The organism is Chitinophaga ginsengisoli, assembly GCF_003014595.1.
GTDB lineage: Bacteria > Bacteroidota > Bacteroidia > Chitinophagales > Chitinophagaceae > Chitinophaga > Chitinophaga ginsengisoli.
This window is the reverse complement of record NZ_PYGK01000001.1, coordinates 847,202-864,723: the sequence shown is the minus strand read 5'-3', so window position 1 is coordinate 864,723 and position 17,522 is coordinate 847,202. Positions and strand designations below refer to the sequence as shown.

15 protein-coding genes are annotated in these 17,522 nt (G+C 47.3%); 10 read left to right on the top strand and 5 right to left on the bottom strand.

Annotation, left to right across the window (positions count from 1 at the left end; all coding sequences use genetic code 11):
* Window positions 1-585: 585 nt before the first annotated feature.
* From rlmN to CLV42_RS03695, 3 genes are read left to right on the top strand one after another with little or no spacing between them, the layout of a single operon-like run.
* Window positions 586-1,629 (top strand): 23S rRNA (adenine(2503)-C(2))-methyltransferase RlmN, encoded by a 1,044-nt coding sequence (gene rlmN / locus CLV42_RS03705; protein ID WP_106600527.1) that lies wholly within the window; start codon window positions 586-588, stop codon window positions 1,627-1,629.
* Between the two features lie 34 nt (window positions 1,630-1,663).
* Window positions 1,664-3,469: a pseudouridine synthase gene (locus tag CLV42_RS34255; RefSeq protein WP_245901445.1), complete on the top strand. Its 1,806-nt coding sequence runs from the start codon at window positions 1,664-1,666 to the stop codon at window positions 3,467-3,469.
* A gap of 3 nt (window positions 3,470-3,472) precedes the next feature.
* Complete coding sequence (locus tag CLV42_RS03695) at window positions 3,473-4,216, top strand: RluA family pseudouridine synthase (protein ID WP_106600526.1); 744 nt, start codon at window positions 3,473-3,475, stop codon at window positions 4,214-4,216.
* Window positions 4,217-4,449: 233 nt separating this feature from the next.
* Here the strand turns inward: CLV42_RS03695 and CLV42_RS03690 are convergent, their stop codons facing one another.
* Both CLV42_RS03690 and CLV42_RS03685 read right to left on the bottom strand, forming a co-directional pair.
* Entirely contained in the window at window positions 4,450-5,085 is a 636-nt protein-coding gene (locus tag CLV42_RS03690) for a peroxiredoxin (protein ID WP_106600525.1), read from the bottom strand.
* 254 nt (window positions 5,086-5,339) lie between these two features.
* Window positions 5,340-5,924: a hypothetical protein gene (locus tag CLV42_RS03685; RefSeq protein ID WP_106600524.1), complete on the bottom strand. Its 585-nt coding sequence runs from the start codon at window positions 5,922-5,924 to the stop codon at window positions 5,340-5,342.
* A gap of 101 nt (window positions 5,925-6,025) precedes the next feature.
* Between CLV42_RS03685 and CLV42_RS03680 the strand changes: the two genes are divergently transcribed.
* A complete protein-coding gene (locus CLV42_RS03680; RefSeq protein ID WP_106600523.1) occupies window positions 6,026-7,033 on the top strand; it encodes a helix-turn-helix transcriptional regulator in 1,008 nt (335 codons plus the stop codon).
* 12 nt (window positions 7,034-7,045) lie between these two features.
* A complete protein-coding gene (gene ade, locus CLV42_RS03675; RefSeq protein WP_106600522.1) occupies window positions 7,046-8,683 on the top strand; it encodes an adenine deaminase in 1,638 nt (545 codons plus the stop codon).
* 68 nt (window positions 8,684-8,751) lie between these two features.
* Here the strand turns inward: ade and CLV42_RS03670 are convergent, their stop codons facing one another.
* A complete protein-coding gene (locus CLV42_RS03670) occupies window positions 8,752-9,834 on the bottom strand; it encodes an anhydro-N-acetylmuramic acid kinase (RefSeq protein ID WP_106600521.1) in 1,083 nt (360 codons plus the stop codon).
* A 112-nt stretch (window positions 9,835-9,946) separates the two neighbouring features.
* Between CLV42_RS03670 and CLV42_RS03665 the strand changes: the two genes are divergently transcribed.
* From CLV42_RS03665 to CLV42_RS03645, 5 genes are all read left to right on the top strand, one after another.
* Window positions 9,947-11,902 (top strand): vWA domain-containing protein, encoded by a 1,956-nt coding sequence (locus CLV42_RS03665; protein ID WP_106600520.1) that lies wholly within the window; start codon window positions 9,947-9,949, stop codon window positions 11,900-11,902.
* Window positions 11,903-12,032: 130 nt separating this feature from the next.
* Window positions 12,033-12,686, top strand: a complete 654-nt coding sequence (gene upp / locus CLV42_RS03660; RefSeq protein WP_106600519.1) for a uracil phosphoribosyltransferase — start codon at window positions 12,033-12,035, stop codon at window positions 12,684-12,686.
* Between the two features lie 202 nt (window positions 12,687-12,888).
* Window positions 12,889-13,905 (top strand): PorP/SprF family type IX secretion system membrane protein, encoded by a 1,017-nt coding sequence (locus CLV42_RS03655; protein ID WP_106600720.1) that lies wholly within the window; start codon window positions 12,889-12,891, stop codon window positions 13,903-13,905.
* Window positions 13,906-14,059: 154 nt separating this feature from the next.
* Window positions 14,060-14,839 (top strand): EI24 domain-containing protein, encoded by a 780-nt coding sequence (locus tag CLV42_RS03650; RefSeq protein WP_089834392.1) that lies wholly within the window; start codon window positions 14,060-14,062, stop codon window positions 14,837-14,839.
* Complete coding sequence (locus tag CLV42_RS03645) at window positions 14,823-15,530, top strand: SAM-dependent methyltransferase (RefSeq protein WP_106600518.1); 708 nt, start codon at window positions 14,823-14,825, stop codon at window positions 15,528-15,530. The genes CLV42_RS03650 and CLV42_RS03645 overlap by 17 nt, the downstream gene beginning before the upstream one ends.
* Window positions 15,531-15,613: 83 nt before the next feature.
* On the opposite strand, the gene CLV42_RS03640 is transcribed toward CLV42_RS03645, so the two are convergent.
* Together CLV42_RS03640 and CLV42_RS03635 are read right to left on the bottom strand one after the other, a co-directional pair.
* The gene (locus CLV42_RS03640; RefSeq protein WP_106600517.1) at window positions 15,614-15,991 is read right to left on the bottom strand and encodes a hypothetical protein; all 378 of its coding nucleotides are present in this window, start codon (window positions 15,989-15,991) and stop codon (window positions 15,614-15,616) included.
* 25 nt (window positions 15,992-16,016) lie between these two features.
* Window positions 16,017-17,393 (bottom strand): M20/M25/M40 family metallo-hydrolase, encoded by a 1,377-nt coding sequence (locus CLV42_RS03635; RefSeq protein WP_106600516.1) that lies wholly within the window; start codon window positions 17,391-17,393, stop codon window positions 16,017-16,019.
* Window positions 17,394-17,522 lie beyond the last annotated feature (129 nt).

Genomic DNA, 17,522 nt, shown 5'->3' with positions numbered 1-17,522 from the left:
GGAATAATAACAACCCGACACGGGATTTATCCACAACGGAATCATTCGCAGCAATAGGACTCCGCTAGGAGTCCCATTGTTTGTAGCGCGGGGTGCAACCCCGGGGACGGAATAATAACGACCCGACACGGGATTTATCCACAACGGAATCATTCGCGGCAATAGGACTCCGTCAGGAGTCCCATTGTTTGTAGCGCGGGGTGACAACCCCGGGGACGGGATGACAACCCCGGGGGACGGGGCCAATAACGCGAGGAATCATACCGATATTATTTTAACACAATCCCCCGGTCGAACAGTGTTCGAACAAGCGACGAATTAGCGTCGAATTAGCGTCGAAGAAGCACAAGGGTTAATCCGCTATAAAACATACCTAAACAGGAACACCTCTGATGTTATTTTAACCAAAAAGCGTGAGAGAACAAGCAGAGGTTTAGCAGAGAAGACGGAGAGAAGACGCAGAGGTGAAGACCACCAGAAATATACCACCGGTACCAGATTATGGTCAATGCCTTAAAATATCGTACCTTCGCAGCTTACTACCGACTGCCGTAAGGCAGACATTATCTCATTTAAAGGTCAGGAATGAAATCGGGCAAAACAAATATCCGGCACCTCAGCTTGCCGGAATTACAGGAATACTTTGGGTCAATAGAGGAAAAACCCTTCCGCGCCAAACAGGTGTATGAGTGGTTGTGGCTGAAACACGCCGGCAGCTTTGACGCTATGACCAACATTTCCAAAGACTTACGCAACAAATTAGAACAGCACTTTACACTTCCCGCCATTACGGTGGACACTACCCAGCACAGCAATGACGGTACCATCAAGAGCCGCTTCCGCCTGCATGACGGGCACCTTGTGGAAGGCGTGCTGATCCCTACAGATACCAGGCAGACTGCCTGTGTCTCCTCCCAGGTAGGCTGCAGCCTGAGCTGCAAGTTCTGTGCTACGGGCTATATGGACCGTAAACGTAACCTGGATTACGACGAAATATACGACGAAGTGGCCCTGCTGAACCAGCAGGCAATGGAAGCCTATGGCAAGAAACTCAGTAATATCGTGTACATGGGTATGGGTGAACCCCTCCTCAACTACAAGAACGTATTACAGTCCATTGAACGCATCACGGCTCCTGATGGCCTGGGCATGTCCCCAAGGCGTATCACGGTATCTACCGCAGGGGTGGCCAAAATGATCCGCCAGCTGGGAGATGATAAGGTGAAATTCAACCTGGCGCTGTCCCTGCACGCTGCTAACGACGAGAAACGCAGCCAGATCATGCCTATCAACGATACCAACAACCTGAAGGCATTGATTGAAGCCCTCAACTATTTCTATAAAGCTACACAGAACCAGATATCATTTGAATATATCCTCTTTAAGGACTTTAACGACTCCTTCAAGGATGCCGATGAACTGATCCGTATATACCGCCAGGTACCAGCAGATCTGGTCAACGTTATTGAATATAATCCGATCTCCAACGCCCGCTTTATGAAACCGGATGAGGACGTTGCCGAAGCGTTCATGGAATACCTGACTAAACACAGGGTGAATGCACGCCTGAGGCGCAGCCGCGGTAAAGACATTGACGCCGCCTGCGGACAATTGGCCAATAAAGGTTGATCAGCTACCTGCAAACAATTACAAAATTTAACAGATGAGAAAAAATACACCTGCTAAGAAAGGATTTTCCCCTTTCAAGGAAAATAAGAACAGCAGTTCCAATAAATCTACCCCGCGTACGAACGCTTCAGATCGTAAGCGTGGCAATGACGACAATGCCCGCCCTGGTCGCGGCGATGCCAGGAAATCAGAACGTCCTTTCGGGACCGACCGCAAACGTGATAACGACGAAAATGCCCGCCCTGGTCGCGGCGATGCCAGGAAATCAGAACGTCCTTTCGGGACCGACCGCAAACGTGATAACGACGAAAATACCCGCCCTGGCCGCAGTGATGCCAGGAAATCGGAACGCCCTTTCGGGACCGACCGCAAACGTGATAACGACGAAAATACCCGCCCTGGCCGCAGTGATGCCAGGAAATCGGAACGCCCTTTCGGGACCGACCGCAAACGTGATAACGACGAAAATACCCGCCCTGGCCGCAGTGATGCCAGGAAATCGGAACGCCCTTTCGGGACCGACCGCAAACGTGATAACGACGAAAATACCCGCCCTGGCCGCAGTGATGCCAGGAAATCGGAACGCCCTTTCGGGACCGACCGTGGTGACCGTAAACGTAATAATGACGACAGCGGCCGGCCGTCAAAAAGAACGGAAGGCAGACCCGAACGTTCCTTTTCCTCCGACCGTAAGCCAAAAGACGATAGCAGTTTCCATCCCGGTAAAACAACAGAAGGTAAACCTGAACGTACCCGTAGCGCTAATGCATCCGAAATTCCGGGCACCAAACGCTCTGAAAGGGATAAGACATCCCGCAGGCCACGTATAGAGCCCGCTCGCAAGACCGCCAATGGCAGAACGCCTTTCAAACCACGCCCTCAGGGCGATGACAGTGCCTTCCACGGTCCATCAGAACGTAAGGCAGGTAAACGTGGCAGTTCCCGCGAGGAACGTCCTACGCCTAGTGGCTTTAACCGGAAAAAATATTTTGACTCTGCCAATGAGCGGTTCGCCGATAAACAGGACCGTAAATCTGCAGTGAGAAAAGCCCGCCATAGCGATGACAGCGCTCCATTCAGCAAAAGGTCTTCTAAAAAAGAAGAAAGCAGCAATAATAACGGCGAAATGCCGCTGAATAAATATATCGCCCACTCCGGACTTTGCTCCCGCAGAAAGGCGGTGGATTTTGTGAAAGAAGGGAAAGTGACCGTAAATGGTACGCTGGTAACCGAACCAGCCTTTAAAGTCACCGCTAAAGACGATGTGGCGATCAGCAATAAACGTATCTCCATCCAGAAAAACCTGGTATACATCCTGCTCAACAAACCCAAAGGATACATCACCACCACCGATGATCCTGAAGGCCGTAAAACAGTGATGGAACTGATCGAAGACGCCGTGACAGAAGACCAGCGTGTATATCCTGTAGGTCGCCTGGACCGCAATACTTCCGGCTTGCTGCTGCTGACCAACGATGGCGAACTGGCTCAGAAACTGGCGCATCCGAAGCATAATATCAAGAAAATATACCATGTAGGCCTGAACAAGCCCTTAACCAAAGCGGATTTCGAAAAGATCCTGCAGGGTGTGACACTGGAAGATGGAATAGCAAACGTAGATGCCCTCGGTTATGTGGAAGCTGGCGATAAAACCCAGGTTGGTATTGAGATCCATAGCGGTAAGAACCGCATCGTTCGCCGTATTTTCGAACATCTTGAATACGACGTGGAAAAGCTGGACCGCGTTACTTATGCCGGTCTTACCAAGAAGAATATCAATCGTGGTAAATGGCGTTTCCTGACAGAAAAAGAAATCATTTTGCTGAAGCACTTTAAGTAATCTATGCGTATTAACGACATCATCATAAAAGAAACGCCTGATTTTGTTATCCTGAACAAACCGGCGGGCCTGCTCACTATTCCCGACAGGCACGACAACCAGTTGCAATCCCTTCAGGGACTGCTGAGGAAGCATTACGGCGAGATTTTCACCGTACACCGTCTGGATAAAGAGACCAGTGGCATCATCCTGTTCGCAAAGAATGAGGCCGCCCATAAGTACTATTCCCAGTTATTCGAAGGCCGTAATGTGAAGAAATTCTACCAGGGCCTGGTAAACGGACAGCTGATCCCTGCTACCGGCAGCTTAGATGAACCTATCATGGAACATCCCGTTGTAAAAGGGAAGATGGTAACGAATAAGAAGGGGAAAAACGCCCTGACCGACTATGAGGTAGTGGAAAGCTTCGGGCTGTACAGTCTTGTAAAATTGCAGATCCATACCGGCCGTACCCACCAGATCCGTGTACATATGAAGCACCTGGGGCATCCTATTGCCGTAGATGAGCTGTATGGCACGAATGCGCCGATATTCCTGTCTGCCATCAAGAAAAATTACAAGCTGGGTAAAAGGACTGAAGAAGAGCGCCCTCTGCTGAGCAGACTGGCATTACATGCCTGGCAGCTGCATTTTAAGGACCAGCAGGGAGAAGAGCATGTTATTGAAGCGCCTTTGCCGAAAGATATACAGGCAGTGGTGACCCAATTGAGGAAGAATAGTGGTCAGAGTTCAGAGCTGGTATTATAGCATATTACAAATCAATATATTGAAGGGCGATTTCCGGAAGGGGATCGCTTTTTCATTTCATACCATTCCTGTGGTCCTTACCCACCGGGCATAAAAAAAACGGGGAGAAATCCCCGTTTCGTAAAAATCAAAAACCAACCATTAAAAACTCTTATGAATAAAAACCTGACACACAATCGGTGCAGGTTCTAAACGAACATCTTATTTGACTCACTTATAAACAGTGTCCCGCCTTATTTGTTCGGCTGAGGCGTTGTTCTTAAGTAAGGCTTGATGATTTTGTGACCTTTCGGGAAGCGCTTAGGAATATCCTCAGTTGGCACTGCCATTGTCACGATTACATCTTCTCCATCTTTCCAGTCAGCCGGTGTAGCAACGCTGTAGTTTGCTGTCAGCTGCAGGGAATCTATTACACGCAGTACTTCTACGAAGTTCCTGCCTGTAGAAGCTGGATAGGTGATCATCAGTTTTACCTTCTTATCCGGTCCGATGATGAACAGGGACCTTACAGTAGCGGTCTCTGATGCGTTCGGATGGATCATATCGTAAAGATCGGAAACTTTCCTGTCCTGGTCTGCGATAATCGGAAAATCTACGTTAGCGTTCTGCGTTTCGTTTATATCGCTGATCCAGGCAGTGTGTTTATCCAGTGGATCTACACTCAATGCCAATACTTTTACGTTACGTTTTGCAAATTCTTCTTTTAACTGTGCCGTTCTACCTAATTCGGTAGTACAAACCGGCGTAAAGTCTGCCGGATGTGAAAAAAGAACTCCCCAGCCATTGCCCAGGTACTCATAAAAATCGATATCTCCCTGTGATGTCTTTGCCTGGAAGTTCGGTGCGATGTCTCCTAATCTTAAGCTCATAAGGTCGCTTTTTTTTTAGAGTATTCAAAAATAGGATTTTCCTACAAATACTATAGACTTTTCACTTATTTTTTGAAAAAATTAATTCCCCGCCTGTAGATCAGGCGGGGCGGAGCTTAAACAAACAACTGGATGCAAATGGTATAAGGGATAACGCTTACGAAGCGCAACACAACACCGTAGGGGTTACCGGGTCGTTTTCGGGGTCATCAGGGGCAATTCAGGGGTTCATGAGGATAGTATTGGGAATAACATTACAATGTCCGTTCTTTCCATGCGTAATATGCCAGGGTATACTTAAGGTCGTCTGCCAGGTCAGCTTTTTTGCGTGCTGCGTCTTCTTCAAAGTCAAGCTCTATATACCCCAGGTAAAGTTCATAGCTTTTGTGCAGCATGTCCATACAGTGGTCTATTTGCCTGACAAATTGGGGCACTTTTGCTGATGGTAATGGGGTTACCTGTTCTATATAGTAACATTCTCCATCTGTATATTCTACCCAGTTCCCGTCTTCCCTATGTCCGGGGCGAGTCAGGCGAAAATACATGTTATCAAATACGACAGCTTTTCCCAGCTCCAGTTCCAGATCTATCATGTCCGGGATCTGTTCCATGTTTTCCAGCTTCTGCACAATGGTCATCTGCACAGCATCACTTCTGTCCTGTACATAACGTAACATCGTGTTAAGTACTTCGTAGGTAGTGATAAAGTCACAACGTTGCCAGGTATCGTCCTTCCGGATATGTCCCCAGAAGGTCAGATAATTGGTATCATCCAGGATGATCTGGCCAACTGAGATGGCCTGCGAGCTGGTTACTGTAGCGGTATTTGTCTGTTTCATAACCGATTCGTTGTTGATAACAATACAAAGGTAGCCGGCCAAAACGCAGAGAATTTGCGTAGCGAATTTTAACTACTTTTATCCTCTAAATATTTTTCTGCATGCCTAAGAACAAGGATGCTGTTTCGCGTTACCGCTGGATAGACGAGCGTTTACGCAACAAGCGTTTGAGAAAACCCACCCTGGAAGATCTTATTGAGTTTGTATCCGCGAAAATGGGGGCTACCATTTCCGTACGTACTATTCAGAAAGATATCCAGGATATGCGTCATGACCCCGAATTGAATTACCAGGCTCCCATCCTGTACGATCGCAGTACAGGTACCTATCGTTATGAAGATGACACTTATTCCATCAATAGCCTGCCGATAGATGAAGCTGACCTGCAGGGACTTGAGATCGCTATCGGTATATTAGAACAATTCCGCAGCCTGCCTGTCATCGTACAGTTTGAGGATGCTATCCTGAAAATAGCCGCCAGCCTGAAAAAGAACAGGGAAGTGCTGGAACACAAAGGATTGATCAAATTTGCCCGCGCCACGCAATATAAAGGCGCCGCACATATACCTTTCATCGTAGATGCTATTAAGGGCCGGGAGGTGATACGTATTGCATACCAGAGCTTTGACAGGAATGAGCCTAAGGAACACTGGGTGGAACCCTATCACCTGCGTGAATACCAGTACCGCTTTTACCTGATCGGTAAAAGCCAGAAAGCTAAAGGTGGCACCCTGCTTACCTTTGCACTGGACAGGATAGTGGACCTCTGGCCTACCAACAAAACATTTGATGAGAAGAACTTTGATGACGCCAGTTATTACCAACACGCCATTGGTGTAACGGTGCCGCAGGGCGCACCCGAAAAGGTGATACTTGCCTTTACACCCTTACAGGGGAAATATATCAAGTCGCAGCCGATCCATCCTTCCCAGCAGATTGAAAAGGACAACGATAAAGAATGCCGGATCTCGCTCAATGTGGTGATCAATCATGAATTACAGATGTTACTGCTTAGTTATGGGGCCAATGTAAAAATATTACAGCCTGTACACCTGGCAGAAAAGATGGCAGCAGAAGCGAAAGCGATGTTGCAGCATTATTCATCATAAACACGCGCTTACATGACAAACTCATTCCGGATCTCCGGCAATCTGATAGATATCTTACAGCAAAAGATATATCCTGCCACCGTTACCGTTGAAAACGGCGTCATAACCCGTATTACGGAAGATGCGACCACCTATGAGCAATACCTGCTGCCGGGGTTTATTGATGCACACGTGCACGTGGAAAGCTCTATGCTGACGCCTTCACAATTCGCCCGGCTGGCGGTGGTACATGGTACTGTTGCAACCGTATCTGATCCACATGAGATTGCGAATGTGCTGGGTGTGAAAGGCGTGGAATATATGCTGGAAAACGGTAAGAGCGTGCCCTTTAAATTCTGCTTTGGCGCGCCCTCCTGTGTACCTGCAACCATCTTTGAAACTGCCGGTGCAGAGGTCACTGTAGCTGATGTGGAAAATCTCTTGCAAAAGCCTGAAGTACTGTACCTCACCGAGATGATGAACTTTCCCGGTGTACTGCATGAGCAACCGGATGTAATGGCGAAGATTGCTGCCGCAAAACGTATCGGTAAGCCTATAGACGGCCACGCACCGGGCCTCCGGGGAGAAGATGCAAAGAAGTACATCGCTGCCGGTATCAGTACCGATCATGAATGTTTTACAGCTGAAGAAGCGTTGGATAAATTACATTACGGCATGCACATCCTCATCCGTGAAGGAAGTGCGGCACGTAACTTCGATGCATTGATCCATCTGCTCCACGATTATCCGGAGAAGATCATGTTCTGCAGTGATGATAAACATCCTGACAACCTGGTGGAAGGTCATATCAACATATTGGTGAAAAGAGCGCTGGCACTGAAGATCGATCTCTTTAAGGTATTGCGCGCCGCTTGTGTGAATCCTGTACTTCATTACAAGATACCTGCAGGACTATTGCGTGTCGGCGATCCTGCGGATTTTATTGTTGCAGATAATCTTGACAGCTTTAATATCGTCGCTACTTATATCGACGGCAGGGCCGTAGCACAACATGGTGAAACCCGCATACCTTCAGTTATTGCGCCTGTCATCAACAACTTTGATTGTGCGCCAAAATCAAGCAGTGACTTTCATATTACCACCAGTGGTGTTACAGCGAATGTAAAAGTGATTGAAGCATTGGACGGTCAGCTGATCACCAACAGCTTTACGGAAACACTACCTGTTGTGGATGGTCAGTTATTCTCTTCCACAGAAAAAGATATCCTGAAACTGGCTGTTGTAAATAGGTATCATGCTGCTCCTGTTGCCCTGGGCTTCATCAGGAACTTTGGTTTCAAACAGGGCGCTATCGCATCTTCTGTGGCACATGATAGTCACAATATCATCGTGGTAGGTGTGGATGATGAGAGTATTGCACAGGCAGTAAATGCAGTGATCGCGCATAAAGGCGGTGTAAGCGTAGTGGATAACAATGAAGCGTCTGTACTGCCCTTGCCTGTTGCAGGTTTGATGAGTAACCTTGATGGTTATGAAGTAGCTGCGCGATACAGTGAATTAGATAAAGCAGCGAAGGCACTGGGAAGTAAACTGGATGCACCTTTCATGACCTTATCGTTCATGGCTTTGTTGGTGATCCCTCATCTGAAGTTGAGTGATAAAGGATTGTTTGATGGAGACACGTTCAGCTTTACAGCTGCGGTGTTGTAGTATTTCTCCCTCTTAAATTATTTGATTGCAGGAGTGTGACACTCCTGCAATCTTTATTTTATATGCGTTTATACGGCCCAAAGTGCGCCACCCACACTGTCTTTCTCAGCACCCGTTACAGACGACAAAGCGTTCGGTTCCTGTCTCCAGCGTAATGCGCCCAGTAAGGCGATCATTAATGCATTGCGGAAAGGCTCCTGTTGAACGGTCACTGTGATATTCAACGGCTGCAAAGCTTCTTCTATCACTTTTACCAGGTAAGCATTTGCCGTACCTCCACCGGTAAGCAATAAACTGTTTGATCCCCCTTCTCCTTCCTGTGACTGCAAATCTTTTACTACTTTCTCAATCTGTGCAGCAATATGATGGGTATAAGTATTCAGCTTACCCTGTGTTGACAACTGATGTTGCTGGATCATTGGCATTACGGTACCTGTGCCAAACTTCGATGCCAGGGTTCTTGGATACTTTTCACTATAGAATGCCAATCCGTTCAGTGCATCCAGCAATGGCTGATCTGTGATACCACCTGCCGCCAGTTTTCCTTCATCGTCAAAGCCGCGACCCAGTGTTCCTGCCAGGGCATCCAGCACATAGTTACAGGGGCAGATATCAAATGCCAGGAACTGACCATCCTGTTGAACGGCCATCGTGGCACTCTCTCCCAGATTGATGCGGTAGCGGTGATCCGGGAACAACAGCTGTTCTGCTATCGGAAGAAGAGGTGCGCCCTTTCCTCCCAGTGCAATATCCATAGCGCGCAGGTCGCTGATAACAGGCAAGCCGGTTACAGCTCCAATGGCGGCGCCATCTCCCAGCTGGGCGGTCATTTTCTGCGCCGGTACATGAAATACAGTATGACCATGCGCCACGATGAAATGTACCTGGTGATCCAGCTGGTGCTGCGATATGAATTGATTTACAGCATGTCCTATGTAATGACCATACTCACTGTTCAGCAGAAGATAATCCCTGGCCGGCAGGTTGGCTGCGCCTCCCAGTTTTTCCTCCCATTCCGGGGTATATGCCAGGCGTTCCGCCGCCTTTATCTCATACGTCCATTTCCCCCTTACTTCTGTCAACGCAACAAAAACAACATCCAGTCCAGCCAGCGAAGTACCTGACGTTACACCTATTACATTATAAACCATGCACTAAAATTTGTGCAAAAGTAAATAATGTGATGCTTCCATGCTTTTTTTTCAGGTTTTATGGAATTGGGTAGATGTACTGCATCTTATTAGCAGACTAAAAACTTGTGCTATGCGAAAATATCTCGTCTTGCTGCTGACAACATTCATCATCCTCAGTATATCTACTCCCGGATGGGCGCAATCCCAACATAAAATAGAAGGAACTGTTACCTCCTACAATACCAAAAGACCACTGGCAGGCGCCATCGTCCGACTGGTTACCCCGGCTATCAGCCAGGCAAAAGTCACTACCGATAAAAAAGGTCAGTTCACTCTTTCTTTTGATGGAAAACAAGCTATTCTTTATATCTCACTGACAGGTTACAAAACAGATACACTGCTTGTCCCTTTTAACCAAAAAGGCACACTCAATATCCGCTTAAAACCAGTCCCCGCTACTGCTGATGATATTAAGCTTAAAGATCTCGAACATCGGGTAGTCATGGAGAAACCAGCACCAGCGCCAGTAATGAATGAAGTGGTGGTAAAAGGTTATGGAGCGCAAAAACAAGTGAAGAGAATGAGCACCGCCGACGTTACAGCTATTTATGGCTCCAGCGCAATGAATTATACCCCATCTGTGGTTGCCTACGATCATCAGACGGAAGACTACAGCCCTGTCAATGAGAACATCTTCCATGCAGTTACAGATCAACCGCTAAGCACTTTCTCTATTGATGTAGACCGCGCTTCCTATTCCAATATCAGGCGTTTCCTGAACAATGGCGATATGCCTCCTGCTGATGCAGTAAGAGTGGAAGAAATGATCAATTATTTCGATTATAAATACGGCAATCCCACCGGCGATGCACCTGTAGCCATCCATACAGATATGGCTGTTTGTCCCTGGAATACAGCACATCAACTAGTGCGTATTGCCCTGAAAGGTAAGGATGTTGCTAAAGAGAACCTCCCTCCTTCCAACCTCGTTTTCCTGATAGACGTATCCGGCTCTATGTCAGGCCCACAGCGTTTGCCACTGGTAAAGCAGGCCTTCAAAGCATTGACCGCACAGTTAAGACCCGTTGACAAAGTGGCGATAGTGGTATATGCAGGCGCCGCCGGACTGGTACTGCCTTCTACTTCCGGAGAAAACAAAACTGCCATTCTCGATGCCCTCGATAAACTGGAAGCGGGTGGCTCTACTGCCGGCGGAGAAGGTATCCAGCTGGCATACAAAACAGCTGCAGAGAACCTGTTGCAGAACGGTAATAACCGCGTGATCATCGCTACTGATGGCGACTTTAACGTAGGCCCTTCCAGCGATGGAGAACTGCAACGCATTATCGAGAAGGAACGTGAAAAAGGAATTTTCCTGTCTGTACTGGGTTTTGGAATGGGCAACTATAAAGACAATAAACTGGAACTACTGGCGGATAAGGGAAATGGCAACTATGCTTACATTGATAATTTCGAAGAGGCACGTCGTACATTCGTTACCGAATTTGGCGGTACACTGTTCACCATTGCAAAAGACGTGAAGCTGCAGATAGAATTCAATCCCAAATACGTACAGTCGTACAGGCTGGTAGGTTATGAAAACAGGATGCTGCAGAATGAGGATTTTAACAACGATAAAAAAGACGCCGGAGATATGGGCGCCGGGCATACGGTAACAGCCCTGTACGAGATCGTACCCGTAGGTAAAAGCACCGAACAGCCGCTGGCGGTAGATCCACTGAAATATCAGCTGGCCAAACAGCCCAACGGAAACAGTTCAGAAGTACTCACTGTCAAACTGCGTTACAAAGAGCCTAAAGCCAGCACCAGTCAGCTGATCACACAGGTATTACATTGGAAACAACAGGATATAACGGCAGCACCTGAAGATTTCCGTATGGCCACTGCTGTTGCAGACTTCGGACTGTTGCTGCGCAATTCAGAACATAAGGGGAATGCCTCCTGGGAACAGGTGCTGAAACTAGCTGGAAATGCCCGTGGTACGGACGAAGAAGGCTATCGTGCAGAGTTCATTCAATTGGTAAAAAAAGCTCAGCTAATCAGTAACAATCATGGTACAAAATAGTTCTCTGTAACCGGTCTTAATTCATTGTTTGTGTCAGACCGGTCATGGGTTTCAGGCCCATGACCGGTCTTTTCGTTACTTTATTGTTATTTACACTTCCAGGCTCTGAAAATTTTGGTATTTTGCGTACATGATAGTGAATCTAAGTAGCACCAATTCGTTAGTAGGAAACTGGCTAAGCGAGATCAGAAGCATGGAAGTACAGACAGACCGGATGCGCTTCAGGCGTAATATGGAAAGACTCGGAGAAGTAGCCGCTTACGAGATCAGTAAAACATTGGAATACGAAGAGAAGGAAGTACAGACCCCGCTGGGCATTGCCAGTTGCCGGGTGTTGAAAGATCAACCCGTTCTGGCCACCATCCTGAGAGCAGGACTGGCGCTCCACCAGGGTTTGCTTCACTACTTTGATAAAGCTGATCATGCCTTTATTTCAGCTTACCGCAAGCACAAACACGACGGCACCTTCGATATCAGCCTGGAATACGTGTCCAGCCCCTCCATTGATGGCCAGGTAGTCATACTATCAGACCCCATGCTGGCAACAGGCGCGTCCCTGGTGAAAACCATCGAACACCTGCAAAGCCTGGGTAAACCTAAACATATTCACCTCGTAGTTGCTATTGCCTGTACTGTGGGAATAGAGTATGTTCAGAGACATGCCGATAGTAACCTGAGCATTTGGGCAGGTGATATTGACGATGAACTGACAGCCAAAGGATACATTGTCCCAGGGCTAGGAGATGCCGGAGACCTCGCATTTGGAAACAAACTACAGCAGTAAGAGCCAGAATACGATAGATAGGATCGTCTTTAGAGAAAATGAGTAGTCAACCAAAGAAAAACTATTTCGTTTAGTCATTCATTCATAACACTTTAGGGCTTTCTCATCAGCAATGTTATATATTTTTAATTTGAAATATGAGCAGCATTGTGTACCTTCACATGGAACCATGAGAAAACCCTATACTATTAAGTATTGTTTTATGAAAAAAGTGTTGCTGTTTTTCACGATTGCCCTTTATCTGATGAACCCGGCCAGGGCGCAAGACCCGCATTTTTCGCAGTTCTTCGCCTCCCCACTCACACTTAATCCGGCATTTACAGGCCTGTTTTCAGGCGACTTTCGTGTTTCAGGGAACTATCGTTCACAGTGGAGAAGTATCTCGACTCCGTTTACCACCGGTACTGCAGCAGTAGACTTTGGCATTCTGAAGAATGTACTGTCTTACACGGATATCTGGGGTGTAGGGGTTATGGCTATGTACGACAGGACCGGCGGCGGTGCACTGACGTCCACCTATCTCAGCTTTAGTACTGCTTACCATAAAGGTCTGGATCCGGAAGGTAATCACACCCTGGCAGTAGGCTTACAGGCAACATACGTACAAAAAAGACTCGATCAGACCAAACTGGTATTTGAGAACCAGATAGATAATAACGGTTACAACCCTGCCATTCCAAGTGGTGAAACTTTTGTAAATCCAAAAATCACCTATCTCGATCCTAATATCGGTATCCTCTATAACGGTCTGGTGGGTGAATCATCCAATATCTACGCGGGTGTTTCCTATTATCACATCACTCAGCCTACAGAGACATTCATGGCGCAGAACAATAACCGCCTGACTGCCCGTTGGACAGCTCACGGTGGTGGTTCCGTACCGGTAAATGGTAGCAACCGTCTCCACTTCAGCGCCCTCTATATGAAACAAAGTACGGCTTCTGAATTCTCTTTCGGCGGTGCTTACGGTTTCAACCTGAATGGCGATGACGAAAACCCTACTACCTTCTATCTGGGGAGCTGGGTCCGTCTGAAAGATGCGATCAACCCATATGTAGGTCTGGAGATCAATGGTTTCACTATCGGTGCTTCTTACGATACGAACATATCTACGCTGAAACCTGCGTCTAACTACCGTGGTGGTATGGAGCTTTCCATCATCTACATACACAGACGCAATGAAGGTAATAAGTACAGAACCTTGTGTCCAAGATTCTGATCTGATAAATCGTTTCAAAAAGACCTGCCAGTTGCATAAGCTGGCAGGTTTTTTATTGCCGCTCTATATTTTTTACCATTGTTCCACTGATTTTTAGTTATTTACAACCGGATCAATGCTTATAGCGATAACTAATCACTAAAATTCCAGGATTTTGTTTTCATTCAGAGAAGTGCTCGCCGCTATTCAGGCCTACGGGAAAGCACATCAGTTTATTATGCAGCACAAGTTATGGAAGTGGATACTTGTACCCGGCATTCTGTACTGCATATTGTTCATGACAGGAAGTTATTTCGTCTGGGGATATTCCGGAGATTTTGTCGAATACCTGTTTAACCTGTTGCCATTGAAGATATGGATCCAGGATCTGGAAAGCAGCTGGGTCAGCTTCTTCTTTATCCTGCTGGCGTTTTCCATCAGGATCATGATCTTACTACTGTACTTTTCCTATTACAAATACCTTTTCCTCATTCTGGGCTCTCCCCTGTTTGCCTATCTCTCAGAGAAAACAGAGGCTATTCTGGAGCGCCGGGAATTCCCCTTCAGTATGCAGCAGTTCCTCAAAGATATGGTCAGAGGCGTGTCTATTTCGCTGCGTAATATGCTCTATCAGACCATTGCCGTCATATTGCTGATCGTATTGTCATTCATACCGGTAGTCGGCTGGATCACGCCGCTGTTTGCCTTCTTCATTGAATGCTATTTCTATGGTTTTTCCATGGTAGACTACAGCTGTGAGCGCCATCAGATGAGCACCAGGCAGAGTATCCGGTTTATCAAGGAACACAGGGGCATCGCATTAGGCAATGGCATCGTGTTTTATATCCTGATGTTCATCCCGGTTCTCGGATGGGTAATGGCGCCTTCCTATGCGGTAATCGCTGCTACCATTCATTTATCAGATAAAAGATTATTGCATGGCGCAACCTGGTAAAGTATACCTGATCCCTACTGTACTCAGCCCGGATACCCTCCATACTATTCCGGCCTACGTTACACCAGTAGTACAGCAGATCAGTGTATTCTTTGTGGAGAACGAACGTACCGCCAGGCGGTACCTGAAAGCGCTGGATAAAAGTATCAATATAGACGCCCTTCAGTTACTGCTGATGCATGAAAATCATCCGCCCGATACTGCCCTCGCCAAACAGATATTACTCTCAGGAAAGGATATTGGGGTGATCAGTGAAGCGGGCTGTCCGGCTATTGCAGATCCGGGGCACCTGGTAGTACAGGTGGCCCACGCTATTGATGCACAGGTCATTCCGATGGTAGGTCCTAACTCTATGCTGCTGGCCCTGATGGCCTCGGGTATGAACGGCCAGAACTTCCAGTTCGTAGGCTACCTGCCGGTAAAACCACCGGAAAGAATAAAGGCCCTACGTGACCTGGAAATGCAATCGCAGAAGAAACAACAAACGCAGCTTTTTATAGAAACGCCCTACCGGAATAATCAGTTGTTGAAAGATATACTGGATAACTGTAAAGACACTACGCAGGTATGTGTGGCTGCAGACATTACCGGACCAGAAGAATTTATCCGTACGAAGTCTGTAAAGGCGTGGAAACAACAATTGCCGGAGCTACATAAGAAACCGGCTATATTTCTACTGCTGGCGCAATAAAAAATCAGGGATAAGGTACCAGAAATGCATGTGGCAAGATGTTCACATGCATTTCTGGTACCTTATCCCTGATGTATTTTCTATTAATACGCTACGTCCTTCACCGTGATCACACTATCCACAACAAAGTTGCTGACCCCGCGCCAGGGCAGTACGCCCAGGTACTCTTTGTAGTGCAGCTCTACGAATTTTCCACTGCAGGCCATCAAACGATCAGCGATCCGTTTATCTGTCACAGAGAACTGAAACTCATTTGACTGCAGAGCACCCGGCTGTTTAGAACGGTAACCGCTCTGGATAAGGCGGCCCTCAAATGTCTTGAAAACATATCCCTTCTCCACGAAGTAGTTCAGCTCTCCGGCTTTGACCCCGCGACCAAACACAAAATAGAATCGATACATGAAAATAAGGATCAACACCACCAGTACGCCACCCACCACCATAAAAAGGAATCTGCGCATATTTTTTATTTGATACAGGTAAGGATTAAAGTCCGTATTTATCGATCAGGTAGATCAACCCTGCCATACTGAAAGCACCCAATTCCAGCTCTCTCTTGTTCACAGCTTCGAAGGTATCGTTGGCAGCGTGATGCAGATCAAAATAACGCTGGGAGTCTGGCATTAGTTCACCCATTGGGGTACCTATGGCCTCATACAGTTCTCCTACATCCACGCCTCCACCAGCGGCTGTAAAGTCATATACATCATACGGGCGGAATAAAGGGGCCCAGGAGATAATTTTAGCCTGTTTCTCGGCCGGCATGGTGAATGAAAAGCCACGGGGTGTAAAACCGCCCGCATCGCTTTCTAATGCGAATATATGATGCTCTCCTTTTGCCTTTGCTTCTGCCGCATATTTCTGACCACCACGGGTGCCATTCTCTTCATTGGCAAACAGTACGATGCGGATCGTGCGTTTAGGTTTAATGCCCAGCGCCTTGAAGGCCCTCAGTAGCTCTACTGACTGTACACAACCGGTGCCATCATCATGCGCGCCCTGGTTTACATCCCAGGAATCCAGGTGTCCGCCTACAGTAATGATCTGGTCAGGAAATTCCGTACCACGGATCTCACCGATCACGTTGTGTCCCGTGGTATCAGGCAGCATTTTACAATTGGTTTTCAGGTAGAGTTTCAGATCTGACTCTCCTTTCAGCCGGTTACTCAGCAGCGCTGCATCTTCCAGGCCAATGGCCACTGCGGGGATCTTAGGGAAAGAGTCATTATAGTGCATGGCGCCTGTATGCGGTAAATTGTTGGCTCCATGGGTCATAGACCTTACCACAACGGCCAATGCGCCATATTTGGCTGCGCGGCTGGCACCCTGGCCACGGTATCTCACTGCGTCTCCGTAAGACTCGAAAGTACGGATGAACTCAGGCTTGAATGCATAATTGTAAAATACGATCTTTCCTTTAACCTGATCTTTTTTAGCTTCCAGGTCTTCAAAAGAGGATACTTCCAGCACCGGTGCGGTGATCCCTGCGGGATTACTGCCTACTGAGTTACCCAGCGCCAATACATTCAGCGGTGGAATAAAGTCGCGGCGGCGGGAGATAATGCGCACCTCTTCCTTAGCGCCTCTTACCCAATGGGGTACCTGGCAGGCCTGCGTATAAACAGTGTCTGCGCCGGCATCTTTCAGTACCTTTTCGCCCCATTTTTCGGCTTTCACCATTTGCGGAGAACCGGCAAGACGACCTCCTACCTGCTCAGTAAGCACCTTCAGGTTAGAATATGCCTTACTATGTGTCAGGACTTCAGTAGCCAATTGCCTTAAAGCCAGGGAATCGCTCTCCTCGTGCTGTGCATATACCGGAATGGCAAAGGTCAGCAGCGCAGGCAGCAGGTAATTTCTCATAAACACGTCAATTTAGGGACTAAAACTAATTAAATAACGCAGTTATTCAAATGGGCTCATCATACATAAATATTATGTAGCAGGCTTAACATGCCGCTAATACCATTTACAGAGAATGTCATTTCAAAA